Source organism: Leclercia sp. LSNIH8, from assembly GCF_002920195.1.
Classification (GTDB): Bacteria; Pseudomonadota; Gammaproteobacteria; order Enterobacterales; family Enterobacteriaceae; genus Enterobacter.
Genome location: NZ_PQJY01000006.1, coordinates 117,671 through 135,057 on the forward strand (window position 1 = coordinate 117,671; position 17,387 = coordinate 135,057).

The following is a 17,387-nucleotide window of genomic DNA, read 5'->3' on the forward strand; positions in this document are numbered from 1 at the left end:
CAAATCAACACGGAGTAATTATGGAACTGACATTGAATACTAACGTTGAAAGAGAACAAACTAACGCTTTTGCATTTCTGAAGTCTAAACATGCAAAAGTGCCTTTGTTTATTCTCCTGTTTTTAGCAAGTTGCGGTTTAGCGTACGCGGGTTCCGACGACGGAGCCTTCGGCGATATCTGGGCCTACATGAGCGAAGCATTAACTGGTGCGCCGGGTAAAATCATCGCTTGCGGCATGTTGTTCTCCGTAGCTTATTTCGGCGTTGTAAAACCTAACCTTGGTTTGGCGCTGGTTTCAGCATTAATGATGCTGATTATGGCAAACGGTGAAAAAATTATCAGCACGTTCCTGGATGCTGGTATCCCGCTGTGATTTGTTAGAACAATAACGATGAGGGGGATATTCCCCCTCTCTGGAGTTTTTATGACAAGTCAGTACGAGGTACCTCCACATACCTATCGTTTCCCTTACAGAATTAATATGCCTTTGTTGATTCTATTCTGGGATGCAAAGCAATTGGGTATAACATTCGTGACTATCGCGAGTGGTAATATTTTTGATTTCTTTATAACTTCTGTAGTTGTTGCGGTTGTGTTTTGGTTTGCATATAAAAAAGCAGCTGAAGAAGGAGTTAGAGGAAAACTCAAACACAAACTGTGGTGGTTCGGCTTGTTTCCAGGGAAATCAGTGTTTAGTAGTCGTTACTTTACCGATCCATTTATCAGAAACCTCTATTCTTGATGGAGCTAAGAATGAAACTTCTCAGCAAGCTTAAAATTCCATTCATTAAAAGTGCCAGTAATGGCGATTTTGATAAAAAGGACGAGACTTCGCAAAATGGAGGCGAAGACTCAAAAGGACGCTTTCGGGATTCTAAAGCTCGCTTTAGTAAAGAGATTGAAGCTTCTGAAATTGGAATTACTTATAGTGCATTGATTAAACGTGACGAAAAACTCTTACGTGTGAATTCAATTGCTATATTAGTCATCGCAGTTTTAGTGGTAAAAAATCAATTTCTTACCGATCCTGTGACTATTGTGCTTCCGCCTAATATGACGGAAGAAGTTAAAGTTGTGGGAAATAAAGCCTCAGAGTCATATAAAACTCAATGGGCCTTATTCTTCAGTACTTTAATTGGGAACATAAACCCAACAAACATAGGCTTTGTAACAACAACCATATTGGATGCGCTTTCTCCGGATTTACAGGCGAAAACCCGTGAGTCATTACAGCAGCAGACCAATATTATGCAAGCTCGTGGTGTTGAACAGTCATTTAAACCGATCGATATGTATTATGACACCAAAAATGACATGGTCTATGTCTGGGGAACGAAATCAACGCGTTTGATTAATGTTCCGGACAAAACAGAATCATCAAAATGGACGTTTGAATGGGTGCTGGGTATGAAAAACGGACGACCACGCATAGCCTATGTAAATCAGTATTCTGGTACACCAAATATTAAGAAAATTACAATCAACGGCAAAGAACAACTGGCAACACTCGATAATCCCCCGCCGTCTACAGGTAACTAATTATGACTTCTAAAAAGGGCTTTCGCTGTCACGCGATTACAGCAATGATCTTGCTGGCAACTTCGAATGTAGTCTTTGCTGAAGACTATCAGTTACCGGCGACAGTAAATAACCCGGTTGTTATGCCTGTCGGGGCAGATGAATTTCAGAATGGTGTGAAAAATGCGATTATTAAAGAATCTGGCACCGGCCCCGCGCCTGAGACGTCACAAGCAACAAAACCGACCACTGAACTACCAAGTCTTTCACCTGCAAGTAGTGCCTCCCCAGCTGTCAATGAGATAACTGGCGCATTGTCAAAAAACCCTACGCTTGTCGGTTATCAGCAACAGGTTAAATCCGGAAATTTTGATAGTTACGGAAGACCGGCAGGGAAAGAGCCTCAACAAAATGCACAAAGCACCGGGGCCCCTTCAAAAGCAGATGAGTTATATGTAGAGGCTCGTAATCGCTACAAAGAAGTGCAGCGAGTAAACGTCCCACCGGGTGGGAATATTGTACTGCCAGTTTCACGGGGTCTGCAAAACAGAATTTCAACTTCATTTAAAAACGCATCTGTAAGTACTTCAACGCCAGGTGATGAAGCCAGTATTTTCGTTAACGGCGGCGATGTATTTATTTCAACAAACACGGATAAGCCAATTGGAATAATGCTTTCAGAAGATTCAGTGCCTGAATCGACTTATAACCTGACACTGGTTCCACTGGATGTTCCTGGTGCAATGATTTCGGTCACAACTTCTTTGAGCCCGACAATGCAGGCGAAACGTGAGACATCTTTGGATAAACATAATTATGATGAGATGCTGGCACGATCCCAGTCAGAAGAGTTGGCACCATCTGACCCTCGTCAGGATGACCATAAACAGCGGATCATTGATTTACTGACTCCGGTTGCGCTAGGTGAGGTTCCTTCTGGTTTTAGTTTACAAGAAGACCGCTTGTCACGTATACCGAGCTCAGAGCAGTCCCCGTGTAATTTCAATATGTATTCAAAGTTAGGGCAAAGACTTGTGGGATCTAGGGAATTGATAGATGTCATTCTTGTTAAAAATGACAAGCCTTACGGACAAGTTGTCGCTGATCAGCAATGTATAACTGAAGGAGTAATTGCAAGTGCTTTGTTCGATAAAGCATTTCTTCAGCCTGGAGAGGAAACCGAGCTTTACATTGTGCGGGATAAATTATTTAAAGAGCGCCAGACTCGTGTAACCACACGACCAAGCCTGATTAAAAGATAAAATGAGAAAAGCTACTTTTCTTACAGGGGTCTCATTTGGACTAGTCGTTTTTTTGGGTACCAGTTATTACTACCAAACTGAGTACATTCCAAAAGGAACAGTGAATATAGTTCCCGATGACCACCGACCGGGTGAGACAGTTGACGATGCGTTTGAAGAACATACGATAATTATAAGCGACCCTACCCTTGCGCAAAAATTCGTTGGAAGCTCAACCGAGTTTGAAAGTCGGCGCGGAGTTAAGGAAATTAAAGAAGTTGGTTCGCTTAATAATGGTAAGGATTTTGCCCCTGTTGAATCCGATAATTCAGGATTGAATTTTAAAGATAAATGGCCCAGGGCGGGTGAACCTTATATCGTGCCTCAGATGACAGAAAACGAACGAAATTTGAAAGTTAAGCGCTTCCAGCAACCAAAGAGTGGAGTTAATAATGGACATTAAAAATGCCTGGGAAAATAAAACTGTCAGAATCTCAGTAATTGGTGCTGCGTTGATTGTATTGATTATCGTTATTAGTCAATCAATTTTTTCCACTCCGGTTAAAAAAGAGAAGAAAACCCAGAAAAAAGATATGCAAACTGGGTTCCTGATTGATGATTCACAAATGACTAAGCTGAGTAACGAGGAAAGCCAGAAGACTTATAACGAAATGGTCAGGCAGAACCGCATTGATCAGAATGCGGCAAAGGCAGATCGTGATAAAGCTGAAAAGGCCCAGCAAGAAAGCAAAGTACAGATTGCCAACCTTGCTTCACAAGTCCAGCAGCTCTCGACGCAGTTGACTGACATGCAGACCTCACGAAACGGTAATCGTAATCTCGACGCAGGTGGGTCACGCAAAAACGTCAATGAGCAGGCCCCAGCAACGCCATACCAGCTAAATCCAAATGCTGCGGTGAATGGGGCTAGTTCCGGATACGCTCCGATCACACCGACCCGAAATAGCCCAATGCGGACTATCACGCAGAGTTCAATTAAGACAAATGGTTCTGATGGTGTCATTCAGGTTATGCCGATATCCGAAAGCCGGATAAGAGAGGGGCGTGAGGTCGTTGCTGGCGGTGACAAAGCCCCGACACGAACTATTCGCGGCGACGGGACCGCTCCTGTAGACAGTAAAGCTCGGCATGCGGCACGTAAAGACGAAATGTTTCTCCCAGCGACGTCAATTATCACAGGGGTGCTAATTAATGGTCTGGAAGCCCCAACGAGTCTGTCGTCTAAAGCTGAACCCATGCCAGTCACTATGCGTATTAAAAAAGACATCATCATGCCAAACAATTTCACGATGGATTTGCGGGATTGTAATTTGTTGGGTTCAGCTGTGGGTGATCTGGCGTCACAGCGAGCATACATTCGGGCAACATCAATATCTTGTGTGAACTCGAAAGGAAAAGCTTTCGACGTCAAACTGGAAGCATACGCAGTTAGTGAAAATGACGGGAAAAATGGTATTCGTGGAAATCTGATAAGTAGAAATGGAAATGCGATCGCAGGTTCTGCTTTTGCAGGAGGCCTGTCAGCACTGGCTGGTAGTCTGAGCCCATCTAAGGTGTCTTCGTTAAATATCGATCCTAACTCAACGGCTGAATACCAATCGCCGAACATCGGGGCATTAGGAGCGTTGGCCGGAGCCGGAGCAGCTCAGGGCGGTCTAAACCGTCTTGTGGACTACTACACATCAATTGCTGAGCAGCAGTGGCCAATAGTCGAAGTTAGCCCAGGGCGCCCAATTACGTTTATCGTTCAATCAGGCGCAACAATACCTACAAACCTGACGAGTCGCTGAGGTTAATTATGGAAAATAACATTGAACCAGGAACAAAAAGTGATTCTGCTGAAAACGTGAAGCTTGAGGCGGCTAAACCTGTTGGGGGTATACGTACAACCAAAAAAGTAACTTTGGAAATAGATATCGAGAAAACCCTCAAGTATTTGATGCTAGCTGGCCTAGCTGTGCTTTTCGTGATCTATGGATACAAGGGGGCGAGTTTTGTTTATGAAAGCGTCAAAGCAATGTCGAATCCGTCCTACCAAATTGCAGTACTTGATATGCAAACTTTAAGGAAAGAATTTAATAAGCAGAATCCTGAGCCGGATTTGGTACAGTCTAAAAACAACTTTGAAAATTACTTTAAAGCATTAATGAAAGTTTACCGTTCTCGTGGCTATTTGGTTATTGATGCATCATTAGCAGTAACAATTCCAGATAATGTTCAAATAGTCTCTTATATCGACCTTGGTGGAAGTTTTGGTGAGGTACAATCTCTACAAGGCGAAACAAAAGAAAGTGAGATACGATAATTGAAAAAGTTACTTTTATCTCTGCTGGTCTCTATGATCACAGTGTGTCCACCCCTTACAAATGCTGCTGAAAATGTATTAAACAACACTGATGCAGCTGCATTAATGGAAAAAGCAAAAGAAGGTGGAGTGTCCACGAAACCTTTAGAGGGCGTACTGGCGAAAATGCAAAGCTATAAGCCTAAAGATGTTATTTACATCCCGACTGGAGGTCTTTATCTGTTCCAGGATGAACGTTCGCAGTTGATGGCTGTGACCACTGATGGACGTTATACAATAACGGGTGGTAGCGTCATGGACATTCTTCAGAGAAAGTCAGTCTTATCCGTAGAAGATGTACGAAAATCCTACTTTATTAATTTAGACGACGCCCCCTTTCCTCTTGATACTGTGGCATTGATCCCTTTAGGAAACCCAAAACTAAAAAGACAAGCCGCTATTTTTATCACGCTTGATTGTGATGGTTGCCAAGATTTAATAAAAAAATTCTATGACGAAAGAGAAAAATACCGGGTTGACATCATTTTAATCCCCTCCCCCGGTGAGCCAAAGCAAGAATTACGTCAACTATGGTGCAGTAAAGAAAAAGGCAAAGTGAATGACCTTGATATCTTGCGTTGGCTTATGGGAAATAAGACCGATATAGAACAAAGGCTCCTGACAAAAAAAGAGGCAGAAACATGTCCGGCTGAGCCATTGGTAGGATCTCTGATGCTGGCAGGTATTTATAAATTACAGGGCGTACCTTCAGTTGTGAGACAAGACGGACTTGCCGGTAATGGCATACCGAAAGATTTTGATTCATGGTTAAAACAAAGTGTCGAACCCTTACTCAAAAACCCATTTGCTACTAATTAAGGTAATGAAATGAACATTAAAAAAGTTATTTTCAGCGCTCTGGTTGTTGGTTCATCTTCATACCTAGCGGGTTGTACTATCGGCAGCTCAGAATCAGAATGTCCGGGAATTGAAAAAGGGGTCGTTTGTAAAGGCCCTCGTGAAGTTATGGAACTAACGAATAACCGTGATGATCTTTCCGGCCTTGCGGAGGAAGAAGCTAATTCGGGAAAGGAGAAATCGGCTGTCAATGACAGCCAGTACCCTGCCCAAATTTCGCCGCCTGGCGCTGTGCAATACCCTAAGTCTGCCGTCTTGGTAAATAAGCCTGTGACATACAAGACGACGCAAATTAAACCTGCTGGCCAAGTCCCCGTTATGTACGATGAGACATTAAAAATGGGCGCGCCAACATCAACAATCGGGCCACGGCCGATAAGCGGCGTTCCAGTTAATTCTAATGTAAGGATGACAACGAGCTACAGCTCAACAGGTGCATCCGGTAACCCTTTTATCCATCCGACTGCTGATGTCATGAAGCAAACAACACAGGTTGTATCTCCGGCACCTGTACCGCGCTACGTTGCGCCAAATTCCGATATCAGTGCTAGTAAAGACCTTTACTCCGTTAATAATGGACAGCCTGTAAACCCTACGCTCAGCTCTGGCCAGATCCAGCAATACCGTACACAAGGGTATAAACAGGCTGTGGTAGCTCCAGAACCGCTTGCTGTACTTCAGCAAGGCCGCGTCATGAGAATCACCTTTGCACCATACACGGACGATAATGACGCTTTAAACCTGCCTGGCTTTGTCTATGTGAATGTCAAACCCCAAACTTGGATTGCGGGTAAAAATTCGACATCAAATCCGGCGCGAATAGTTCCTTTGCAAGTTCAGGATGCCGCTCGTGAAAATATGCAACAGCAACAGCGAGCAACGAAAGCAGTTTCGTCTAACGGTATTATCAGACAACTCTGAGGTCGCGAATGAAATCTGCTAACATCTATAATAAAGAATTAAGTCGCCACCAGTTTGGTGGGTTTATTCCTGTATACGACCAGATTCCTGGCACGAATTATTTTCTAATAGACGGTAATCGGCTTGGGTTTATGTTTATTTGTAACCCCTCACCTGGTGTTTTTGATAATCAGCAGGATGTGTTAGCTGAATTATTTAAAATGGATTTTCCTACTGACACTATCTGTCAGACCTCATTAACAGCACTGCCGGACCTGACCTTGCATTTAAGTGCCTGGTCGGCAGTTCGTGGTGGTCGAATGGAAGGACATGATAAGCTTAAGGGGGACTTACTCACGGCCTACCAGCTGGATTATTATGATAGAAGTCTAAATGAACCCTTAAAACCGGATCATGATAAATTAATGCTTCGTGACTTTCAGATCTGGATGTCATTTTCTATTCCGTTGAAATCTGCGCTTCCTACTGAAATTGAAATTAATCGCATCGATGCACTGTACTCTGACCTAATCAGTAAGTTGAACACACTGGGCCTTTTTCCACATAAAGTTAGCGCCGAAAACTGGCTTTATTGCATGGATAAATTAATGCATCCGGGAAAAACATCACGTTGGGCTGAAGGTCATGTTGAAGTCAACACTATGAGGCGTCTTAACGAACAGCTAAATGTTCCGGGGCGAAAATATACAGTAACTGAAAATAATTTTTCATCTACAACGCAGAGTACTGATGTTTCTGAACATCGTTATTTCAAACAATTATCTGTGGTCAAGTTCCCAGAACATGTAAATTTTGGAAGCATGTATGAACTTGTAGTGAATTGGATGAATGGGCGTAAAACTATATTTAGCCCATTTATGATAACTCAAACAGTCCATTTCGCCGATCCCTTAAAATTAGCTAGAGATAACGTCAGATATAAGGCAATTACTAACAAACAAGCTAGTATCCCAACCGTCTTAACGTTTTGTCCAAGACTGAAGGACATGGATAATGATTACATGGCGGTAACACGTGAACTGGAAGATGGGGCCCGTCTTTTACACAGTTATCTGACATTTACCGTCATGGGGAATTCAGCATTAGATGTCCAGTCTGCCGCAGACCAGTTAAAATCATTTTATCTGGAAAGTCGCGTTAAAGTGGCTGATGATTCATACATCATCTTTCCATCTTTTGTCTCTTGCCTTCCAATGTGTAATGACCCCAAGACGATACTAGATCTGGACCGTTTTGAGGTAGTCAGTAATACTGGTGCAGCGCATATGACCCCTCTATTCGGCCCATGGAAAGGTAATACTGACAGACCTGTACTTAACCTCGTCTCACGAGAGGGCCAGCTGTTGGGGCTTGATATCTTCAAGACTTCTGCCAGCTATAATATGGTTGTTGGGGCGACTTCTGGTGCAGGCAAATCGTTCTGGGTTGCATACATCATTAATAACTATCTTGGTGCAGGGCCGCGTTCTAATAATCTGATCCATTATCGTGATACTTTTGAAGGTTTCAAAAACAATGCTTATGATGCATTTGACCCTGATGGAGCCCAGATTTTTGTAGTTGACGTTGGTCGCTCGTATCAGGGTATTTCGGAGCAATATACAAATAGTCAGTTTATAGATTTTGGTAAAAAGCCTGATTTTACTCTGAATCCGTTCGCATTTTTGACCGATGTCACTGTTGCAGACCGAGTTTTTGATGAAGCGCCTGTTTTCAATGACGACTCAAATAATAACGATGAAGAAAAGGATAAAGTTGCACAGACCATTATGGTCCTGAATCAGTTAAAAATAATGGCATCTGAAAAAGGAAATATTGACGACTTTCAACAATCGGTCATGCTTCAACTGATTGGTGATGAATATAACGAATCACGTAAAGTCGGAAGTACAGGCTCTATTACAGGATTTGCACGCCGCTGTTCTGCCCATGAAGATAAGCGTATTAAAGATATCGGTGAGCAATTAGGGCAATGGTGTGAAGGAGGCATTTACGGAAATCGATTTACCGAAAAGCTCCCGCCAATAAACTTCGGTAGTCGGTTTATAGTTCTTGAGCTTGAAGAGTTGAAGGGTACCCCTCACCTCCAGACAGTCGTGCTCATGTCGATCATTCAAGCTGCTCAGCATGCAATGTTTATCAAAAAGGACGGTCGCCGCCGGTTGTTCATCCTTGATGAGGCATGGGAGTATATTCGCCCGGATAATGCTTCAGGCTCCAGTAATCAGTCAAATCAGTTTTTCTCATCTTTCCTTGAAGCTGCCTGGCGCCGATTCAGGAAAACGAACTGTGCTGGTATTTGTATTACCCAGTCCTTTGAAGATTACTTCACCTCCTCGGTAGGTCGAGCCCTGACGGCCAACTCGCCGTGGAAGATCATCATGAAGCAGGAAAAGGAGAGCATAGAAGCCATGAAGGCTAATAACTACTTCTCCACGACTGATGCTGTATATGAGCGTATGAAAAACATACGAACGATAAAGCGTGCATTTTCTGAGATGCTCGTCCGATTCGAGAATTTCCAGGAGATATGTCGCCTCTATGTAGACAGGAAAATGGAGCTTTGTTTTACGACTGACAGTACCGACCGTGGAAAGCTATGGGAAATACAAAGCCGTCTTGATTGCTCTTACGGCGAAGCAATTGAGATACTGTATGAACAGGAAGTTGCTAGCAATGCAGCTGCATAACGTTTAAGTAGTACTGGATACCTCATCTTTACTGGATGAGGTATCCGTACTTTACTCAAAATACAGGTTTTTAACTGTGTTACACTGCCCTCCCCCGCAACAATTGTTCAGGTTCAGAATTTCTGGATCGAATTAACTCCCCTAAATATCCCTAAATATCCCTAAATTTTATTTGTAGATACTGTTGATTGGCTTCTCTGGGGCTTCTACTTAAGTTGATTGGTGATGTAGCTTTTATACGGCTGATGTTTAATCATGCTCGGCCTGTGCTGAGCTAAATTTCCTGCCTTGGATACGGATGTTGTGGTTGCAAGTGATAACCAAATTTGTCGCGCTACTGTATATTAGATATAAACACTATCTTTATGGTTAGCTAAGCAACCCATAATTTCTTATGTATCGATTTAAAGTTTGGTAAGGCATTGAAAAACAAACAATAACTCATGTCTTGTTGGTTTGTTTAACAAGTTAGAGATAATATTTGTGAGTTGGTTTCTTTTTGTTTTGTTAGTCAATTTTCGTATTTGTGGTTATCTAAACCAACCATAACTATTAAGTTGCAGTTTTGTTTTGAACTAAAATGAAATGCCTTCTATTTAGGTTGGTATAGTCAACCATTTTCAGCTTCAAGTGATTACTAGAATATGGTTAATCGAGATGTTGTAACTGGTTGCTATCTGTAAAACAAGCGTAGTGCCATTTACCAAAAAACCTGAAATTCGCATCTTGAAATTGGGGAAGTTTATTCCTAATAAAACAATTTACTGACGATCCAACCAATTCGCTCCGCCGGGTATGTGCGCCTTAATCTCCAAAATTGGTATATAAACACCTTAAAGTTTATCCCGGGTGTTGAGTAACATTGCTTTGCATAATTTAGCCAAAGGGTTATAGGCTCAGATTCGGCGTGCTTTCTTAGTATTCTGAATGCCATCTTTTGGATCACGAGGTAAGCAGGAAGGATTTAGTTCATTCCTGAATGGCGCCTTAGCCGTCGAAAATTTTGCGGGGGCCTGGCATATTCTACTCTTTTGCCCGGTATTAGAGTCCAGGCTTTAAATTCCAACAAAGTTCTAGCACACCGAAACCTTATTTCGAAAACACTAGAAAAGGTAAAGGAAATTAAATGTTAGTAACATAGAGATAATTAGAACGGCCTACGAGATTTCAGAAGAAGTAATCTGCACAAGTCTCCACAACTTTTGTGAGAACGCCCTCTTATTTTGCTGCGAAGAATTAACATTATTGTCTGGGTTCACGCCGAACCACACGGTACTCTTTCAGTCTGTGCGCTTCAGACCGGACGTCGTCTAACCAGCTTCCCATAAATATGTAGATTTATGTTTGCACCATAAGTCATTACCACTAACGTTAGAGAGGTCCAACCCGCGTTTCATATTTCAACTTTGTACTTTTCAGTTCTTACAACCAAACTTTAATGTTGTTTTGCTTTTATCGTAGGTCATGTATAGATCCCTCCCGGGAACTGATTCATATAACCCCTTAATCGCCAGCTCTAGGCGGGATACTGTCCGGGTGCCGGAACACATTTAACCCCCTTAATCGCCAGCCCAGGGCGGGATGCTGTTCGGGTGCCTGTATATTTAACCCCCTTAATCGCCAGCTCAGGGCGGGATACTGTTCGGGTGCCTGAATATTTAACCCCCTTAATCGCCAGCTCAAGGCGGATACTGTCCAGGTGCCGGAACATTTAACCCCTTTAATCGCCAGCCCAGCGCGGGATACTGTCGGAGCGGCGGTACATTGAACCCTCTTAATCGCCAGCTCAAGGCCGAATTCTGTCCGGGTGCCGGAGCATTCAACCTCCTTAATCGCCAGCCCAGGGCGGGATGCTGTTTGGGTGCGGGAACATTTAACCCCCTTAATCGCCAGCCAAGGGAGGGACGCTGTCCGGGTGTCGGAACATTTAACCCCCTTAATCGCCAGCCAAGGGAGGGACGCTGTCCGGGTGTCGGAACATTTAACCCCCTTAATCGCCAGCCCAGGGCGGGATGCTGTTTGAGTGCCGGAACATTTAACCCCGTTAATCGCCAGCCCAAAAAGAGATGCTTTTGAATACAGGGGAATTGACGTTAGTTGCCACATAGCTGACTCTTGTTAAGTCGGTAGTTTGCTATCGCCAATGTTGAAAGTCATTCCTTATAACTCTCTTTTTACACATAACAAAGTAAACCGATGAGGCTGATATCCCATAATCGACGAAAAAGAAACAGAACGTTAGCGTATAGTTAGAATTACGGTTACAATTAAACGCATAAGGCACGAATGTACGCATTATGCGTAAAGTGTACATATATGCGTTTAATTTCATTATTTAGGTTAAAAGGGATCGGAAGAGAATGAATCTAATTGATAAGATCGCCCTTGTCGGTCAACGAATGAAGAGCGAGCAGATTTCCCTGAAGGAGTCATTATTGGTCTCTTCAAGGGTTTCGGTCTCGGATGATAGTGTTGAAGGTGTAGATCGCCTCATCTATAACCATTGTTTGAATAAAAAAAATCTGTCAGATTTTTTTGGCAAGTCACGCGTCACCTTTAATAAAATCCTTGCCGATCTTGAAGATAGAGGTCTGGTTGGTGCTCCTATCTTTCAGAACAAAAACCATCTCTATACCAGGTGGGACGTCCAAAAAATCATGGATGCTCTGGGCTGTCCTCGGTACAGCGACTATTACCATAGCCGTGCAATCGTAACGCAGAACCATAAGGGCGGCACGGGTAAGAGTACAACTTCAGGGGCTCTTGCTGTAGCCGCAGCGCTTGATATGCATCTAAACGCAAGGACACTTTTGATCGAATGGGACCCACAAGGCTCAATTGGTAGCGGGATGATACAAAGTGTAGCGGAAGATGATGTTTTCCTCACTGCTATTGACGCCATCTTAGGGGTTTATGAAGAGGACTCAGATTACAAAAAATACCTTGATTTAGGGTATTCGGAAGAAGAAATCATTGAGAGTATGCCTTTTTCGACACACCTACCGAATCTTGATGTTATTACAGCATTTCCTACAGATGCGCGATTTAAAGATAAATACTGGCAGTGTTCCAGAGAAGAACGAACAGAGCTATTACTTCGATTCAAAGAAGTTATTCTGCCTGTTTTGAAGAAAAAATACGGCCTGATTATCATCGATACTCCACCAGAGGATTCGCCAATCACTTGGGCAGCTGATGAAGCCGCTGATGGCATTCTTGTTGCCGTATCACCTCGTGAATACGATTATGCTTCCACAACTGATTTCATGTTGACCATCAGCGAGCGTTTCAAACAATCGCCGAGCAAGGGCGAAAATCTGAGGTGGTTCAAAGTGCTGGCTGTTAACGTAGACGATAAGAGTCCATATGAAAAAATTGTTCTGGATAAACTGGTAAGAACAGTGCAGGAACTCTTTATGTCTGCAAATATTAAAAATTCCGAAGCGTTTAAAGCCGCAGCATCAAGGGGCAGAACCGTATTGGATATTAAAAAGTCTGAAGAGCTTTGCTCACCTAAGCAGCTTGATGTGGCTGAAGAATCTGTAATGGCGGTCTACCAGCAATTTATAAATGAGATTAAGAGTTTTTCTGTGAAAGAAAGGAGTAACGCATGAGTGATGAGCAGCATATCGGGAATGACAAATCCCGTTATATTAATGCACCTAAGCGTACTGAAGTCAGCCATCGCTCCGGGCTTCCAGGCCTGAAATCACAGCCTCGACTGAGGAAGCTGTTTGCTTTACATAATGGACGTAAGCTGGAAGCTGAACACATCATTGTACCGGCTGAGAAGGTGGAACTGGAAACCGCAGTACACCCTATGAACCCACGAAACCAGGAAGCTCTCACTGTAAATGCAGTTCGAGATATCCTGGAACAAATTAAGGTACGTGGTGTTGATACAGAAGGCGTTGCTGTCAAACGAAATGGGGTGTATCTGCTTATAGAGGGCAGTCGTAGGCGTTTCTGTTGTATTCAATCTGCGAAGGATTTGCCACTATGGGTGTTGCCGGATGAATTATCCCCGGAAGATATTAATTCCATCATTACAGCAGCACAGACATCACGGAGATTTTCTTACCGTGAAGTTGGATTCCAGTATTTACAGAAAATGAAAGACCTTGGATTTGCAACTAATGAAGAGCTTGCTAATTATCTCGGAATCAGCCATGTATCTGTTTCTAAGCGTATCCAGGCGGCGAAGATAGATAATTCTCTTATTGCTCTCTTTCCTGACTATGAAGGTATTCCTAACTCGTATTACAATCGCTTATCCCGACTACAGAAGTACGTCGAAAAGAATTTATTCTCTCTTGAGGAAGTTGTAGATAATGTTCGGGAGGAAATAAGGAGCTTGGATGTAACCGATATTTCCGAAGCACAGAAGACAGTAATAGATAAAATTACTACAGTAGTTGAACAGCTTGACATAAAACCTCCTAGCAAGGGGTGGGAAACTCGTGAATTAGCCGTGTTTGATAATAAAGATAAATATGCAAGGATTAGCAAAAATGCGTCTGGAAGAAAAATTAGGTTTGAATTTAATAGAATTAATAGCGAATTGATCGCAGAAATTGAGGAGTTTATAAAATCGAAGTTGAAAGAAAAAGAATAATTAAATTTTGCATTAACCCGCATCGCAAGGATGCGGATTTATTACTATGTTGACCTTAATTTCATTCCCTCCATTATCAATACTGTAAAGCCTTAATCATTCTAGATGCGTGTAACTGCATGATCTTTAGAACAAATATCCTTATAAATGAGATTGCAGGTCCCCATGACAGGGACCTAAATTAACTATTGAATGGGTTGATGTACAGGTTCAGAAAGAAAAGGCCTGAGATCTATGTGAACTGCTGCTGCATTACTGTCATTAATTACGTTTAAAGGGGCTTTACCTGGTAAAGACATTGTTGCAACGTCGGGACCTGAAACAGTAAAGTTATTTTCCGCGCTTGGCATTACTGTGAATATTTTTATTGCAACATTCTCATGCCGATACATAGATATCCCGAACGTGGAGCCTGCTTCAGTATTACTGACATCAACTTCAACCGGTGTCCTACCGATCACTTCATTGGTCAGTATATTTTTCACAATGGCACCATCAGGTGCTGTGTAGATGCGATAAGGATAAGCAAAAGCCACCTCGCAGCAGCAAATACAGATGACGGCCAATATAGATTTCATGATTGCTCCTGTTCCAAAAATGCAAGACTTAATGATTGCGTAACTAGCGTTGTGTTTGTTTCACCCGAGCCGGGAAATTCATATCTAATACTGAACAACAATGGCAATGTGGGTCCATCACTCGACTTTTGTGAAATTTTGGTAAATGCGTTATTAATAAACGTTAATTGGTCAGTGTTGTCGTAGCAAAGGCCGAGTAAACCAACAGTCGGAACAGTAAACAATGAAACTGAACCAGGTGTTAATAACAGTTTCCCACGCGATGAATAGGTGCAACGGCTTCCGGCTAGATTTAGATCCGATAACTCAATAAATTCCTTGGTACCATTCTTGGCGAGCAGCCAGACATCAGTGCCTGAACTCTCAATCAGAAAAGTAACTTTTCCGTCGGTATAGGATTCACTTTTGTTGCTCATCACAGGGTCGAAACCTACTGAGGGGAGGTCTGCAATTTTGCTTCCAACCGACTGACAGCCAGTCAAAAGACAGATAAAAATCACTCCGGCTGCTTTAATCATTACTAGCCCTCATAATCGTTTTCTGTATGGTGCTGATATCGAATTCTTCACCTGGGTAAACCGTCAAATTTTTGGAGAAATAATTAGAACCAACGAGGAAGCTGTTACGTTTACCAACCCAAACAAACTCTGAAAACATAAAAGACCTGAGTTTATCAGTCGCTATAATCTCGTAGGTATGTGAGGACGGTAATGATGCAGTCGCGACATCTGGGATTGTGACGGAAGAGTGAATTTTTTTGGGCACATTGAGACGTAGTGCGACTTCTGGTGAAGGGTCATACTCCTTTGAAAAATCCTGTGATTTTGAAGTTTGGGGGAGGGTGAATTTTTTACCCTGGTCTGGTCCAAAAATCGCAATAACGCTTTTATTCAATTTACTTACGGACACTATCGCCTGTAATGGGGTACTGGATAGGTCATTGACGAAAGAGATTGTCAGGCTGGAACCCGGCTCTAACCATAGAATTTTTTTACCGGCTGCATCTTCATCCAGGGATACAATATTTGATAACAAAACGCCATTTTTGGCTATAACGTCAAATGCAATTTTGGGTATCACAAGGTTCAAAGGCGTAAGTGTTGACTGATTTGCGATCTGGAGATAGTTACGCTTAGTCATGCTTGTTTTAATTACAGGTCTTTGTTGACCATTAACAAGCCACATACCGTCGACATATTTTGCAGAAATAGAAATAAATTCATAGTTAGCCTCAGATTTAGCAACTGACTGCTGAGAAGTAGGCATTGGTGTTTTAGTCGATGCGGTTGCATTGATTGATGGCCACACAAATGCCAGCACCGGTAAAATTATCAGTTTTAATTTCTGCATTATAAAGCAGCCTCTATGTTGTTATCTTTTAAATCCAGGTCAAGTGGTGTTGTGTTTTGTGTGTAAATGCCGTTCTTATTAAGGATCATTTGGTGGCAAATTAGGGTTGGTGTTGAGGCCAGTATCAACTCGACCAGCGTTATTGCCGGAACTGTAGTACGAGGTATACCTGGGGCTAGTAGTGCTGGATCGCTAATTGCTGACATGAACAGCGAGCCAGTATTGATATGGAGACAGTTGCCGACGAGTACAGGTAAGTTAGTCAAAGGTAACCCATGAGCCTTTCTGATGCTATTGACCGGATTCCGACCCAGTACAACGAGGTTGACATCGCTAATATTCATTGGGCTGACTGCGTGATCCATACCAAAAAGAAACTGACTCTGAAAGATATTCACGTTTGCCTGATTAAACGCGAGGAGAGCGTTATAGGTATTGTCGAAACCCTGTCGTATGTCCGTGTAGTCGGATGGACAAACACCGATAGTAATATTTCCTTTAAAAAGCACCTTCATCACCGTGGCCAGCTGGGTGGAGAGCAGTTTGCTGATCTCCTCTTCAAGATAACTGCGGTTAATTTGTTTATGCCAACGTCCGCCTCTTGCACACCACCGTTCGTTAAGAAATGTGCTTGGGTAATAAGTCCTACGATCATTATTTGTGGGTAAGAGCTTCTTCATCATCTCTTCACCAGCCCCGGCTGCTGAGAACACTCGCACAGAACGTCCATCAAAAATACCAGTGTTTATCGCTGTCATTAACTCCATGGGCTCAGGACCATAATCAAAGAGATTCCCGGTAGGGAAAATGATTAGTTCCTCATCTGGGCTCGATATCGAATGGATAAGATTACAAAGCGTCGAATAATGTCCATGGGGGTCTGCCAGAAAGAAAACCCTTCCGGAATAATTAGTCAGGTCAATTGTCTGGACGTGCTCAGATGCCATAAATGCCTCTTCTAGAAAGTACAGTAATAATACCGGATGAGTGTCGGCAATATTTTCGTTAAGAGGGCTAATTTCTGCGCTTAGGCAAAATAGAAGTTGAATTCATCTGTAGTATCCGCACAGAGAGACTTTTAAGTGCCGTCTTTGGATAGGATTTTTTAGTGTCGTAAAGCTGAAGAAAACGTCATTTATGTGTGTTTTTATCAAGTGTACATAAAGTAGAGCAAGACAATTTTTAAAAACGAAGGATTCTTTTTTAACAATAACTTACGTGTGTTTCTTGCCTCGTTTTTGTTGACCTAA

The 17,387-nt window shown here is 42.6% G+C and carries 16 protein-coding genes; 12 read left to right on the top strand and 4 right to left on the bottom strand.

Annotated features, from left to right (window positions below):
• Positions 1-20: 20 nt before the first annotated feature.
• From C3406_RS17735 to C3406_RS17795, 12 genes are all read left to right on the top strand, one after another.
• Positions 21-374, top strand: coding sequence for a hypothetical protein (locus C3406_RS17735; RefSeq protein WP_015063100.1), 354 nt, complete (start codon positions 21-23; stop codon positions 372-374).
• Positions 375-425: 51 nt separating this feature from the next.
• Complete coding sequence (locus tag C3406_RS17740; RefSeq protein WP_022652151.1) at positions 426-743, top strand: type IV conjugative transfer system protein TraL; 318 nt, start codon at positions 426-428, stop codon at positions 741-743.
• Positions 744-754: 11 nt separating this feature from the next.
• On the top strand, positions 755-1,540 hold the full coding sequence (locus C3406_RS17745) for a TraE/TraK family type IV conjugative transfer system protein (protein ID WP_022652152.1): 786 nt from the start codon (positions 755-757) through the stop codon (positions 1,538-1,540).
• Between the two features lie 2 nt (positions 1,541-1,542).
• Entirely contained in the window at positions 1,543-2,781 is a 1,239-nt protein-coding gene (locus C3406_RS17750; RefSeq protein WP_015063103.1) for a TraK domain-containing protein, read from the top strand.
• A gap of 1 nt (position 2,782) precedes the next feature.
• Positions 2,783-3,223 carry a plasmid transfer protein HtdO gene (gene htdO / locus C3406_RS17755; protein ID WP_015063104.1) on the top strand — a complete coding sequence of 147 codons (441 nt, stop codon included), beginning with the start codon at positions 2,783-2,785 and terminating at the stop codon, positions 3,221-3,223.
• Positions 3,213-4,571: an IncHI-type conjugal transfer protein TrhB gene (gene trhB / locus C3406_RS17760; RefSeq protein WP_022652153.1), complete on the top strand. Its 1,359-nt coding sequence runs from the start codon at positions 3,213-3,215 to the stop codon at positions 4,569-4,571. The genes htdO and trhB overlap by 11 nt, the downstream gene beginning before the upstream one ends.
• Positions 4,572-4,579: 8 nt before the next feature.
• Positions 4,580-5,086, top strand: a complete 507-nt coding sequence (locus C3406_RS17765) for a hypothetical protein (protein WP_015063106.1) — start codon at positions 4,580-4,582, stop codon at positions 5,084-5,086.
• 105 nt (positions 5,087-5,191) lie between these two features.
• Entirely contained in the window at positions 5,192-5,944 is a 753-nt protein-coding gene (gene htdT, locus C3406_RS17770) for a protein-disulfide isomerase HtdT (protein ID WP_185757620.1), read from the top strand.
• Positions 5,945-5,953: 9 nt separating this feature from the next.
• The gene (locus tag C3406_RS17775; RefSeq protein ID WP_015063108.1) at positions 5,954-6,904 is read left to right on the top strand and encodes a TraV family lipoprotein; all 951 of its coding nucleotides are present in this window, start codon (positions 5,954-5,956) and stop codon (positions 6,902-6,904) included.
• Between the two features lie 8 nt (positions 6,905-6,912).
• Complete coding sequence (gene trhC, locus C3406_RS17780) at positions 6,913-9,594, top strand: IncHI-type conjugal transfer ATPase TrhC (RefSeq protein ID WP_040113303.1); 2,682 nt, start codon at positions 6,913-6,915, stop codon at positions 9,592-9,594.
• A 2,360-nt stretch (positions 9,595-11,954) separates the two neighbouring features.
• Positions 11,955-13,208, top strand: a complete 1,254-nt coding sequence (locus tag C3406_RS17790) for a ParA family protein (protein WP_015063110.1) — start codon at positions 11,955-11,957, stop codon at positions 13,206-13,208.
• Positions 13,205-14,209: a ParB family protein gene (locus C3406_RS17795; RefSeq protein WP_022652164.1), complete on the top strand. Its 1,005-nt coding sequence runs from the start codon at positions 13,205-13,207 to the stop codon at positions 14,207-14,209. The genes C3406_RS17790 and C3406_RS17795 overlap by 4 nt, the downstream gene beginning before the upstream one ends.
• Positions 14,210-14,394: 185 nt before the next feature.
• Here the strand turns inward: C3406_RS17795 and C3406_RS17800 are convergent, their stop codons facing one another.
• Genes C3406_RS17800 through C3406_RS17815 form a run of 4 tightly spaced genes read right to left on the bottom strand, consistent with a single transcriptional unit; the run spans position 14,395 to position 17,084 of the window.
• Positions 14,395-14,787 (bottom strand): hypothetical protein, encoded by a 393-nt coding sequence (locus tag C3406_RS17800; RefSeq protein ID WP_022652165.1) that lies wholly within the window; start codon positions 14,785-14,787, stop codon positions 14,395-14,397.
• The gene (locus C3406_RS17805; protein ID WP_015063113.1) at positions 14,784-15,305 is read right to left on the bottom strand and encodes a hypothetical protein; all 522 of its coding nucleotides are present in this window, start codon (positions 15,303-15,305) and stop codon (positions 14,784-14,786) included. Before C3406_RS17805 ends, C3406_RS17800 begins: the two co-directional genes overlap by 4 nt.
• Positions 15,298-16,137 (bottom strand): hypothetical protein, encoded by an 840-nt coding sequence (locus C3406_RS17810; protein WP_015063114.1) that lies wholly within the window; start codon positions 16,135-16,137, stop codon positions 15,298-15,300. The genes C3406_RS17805 and C3406_RS17810 overlap by 8 nt, the downstream gene beginning before the upstream one ends.
• Positions 16,137-17,084 (bottom strand): metallophosphoesterase, encoded by a 948-nt coding sequence (locus C3406_RS17815; protein WP_015063115.1) that lies wholly within the window; start codon positions 17,082-17,084, stop codon positions 16,137-16,139. The genes C3406_RS17810 and C3406_RS17815 overlap by 1 nt, the downstream gene beginning before the upstream one ends.
• Positions 17,085-17,387 lie beyond the last annotated feature (303 nt).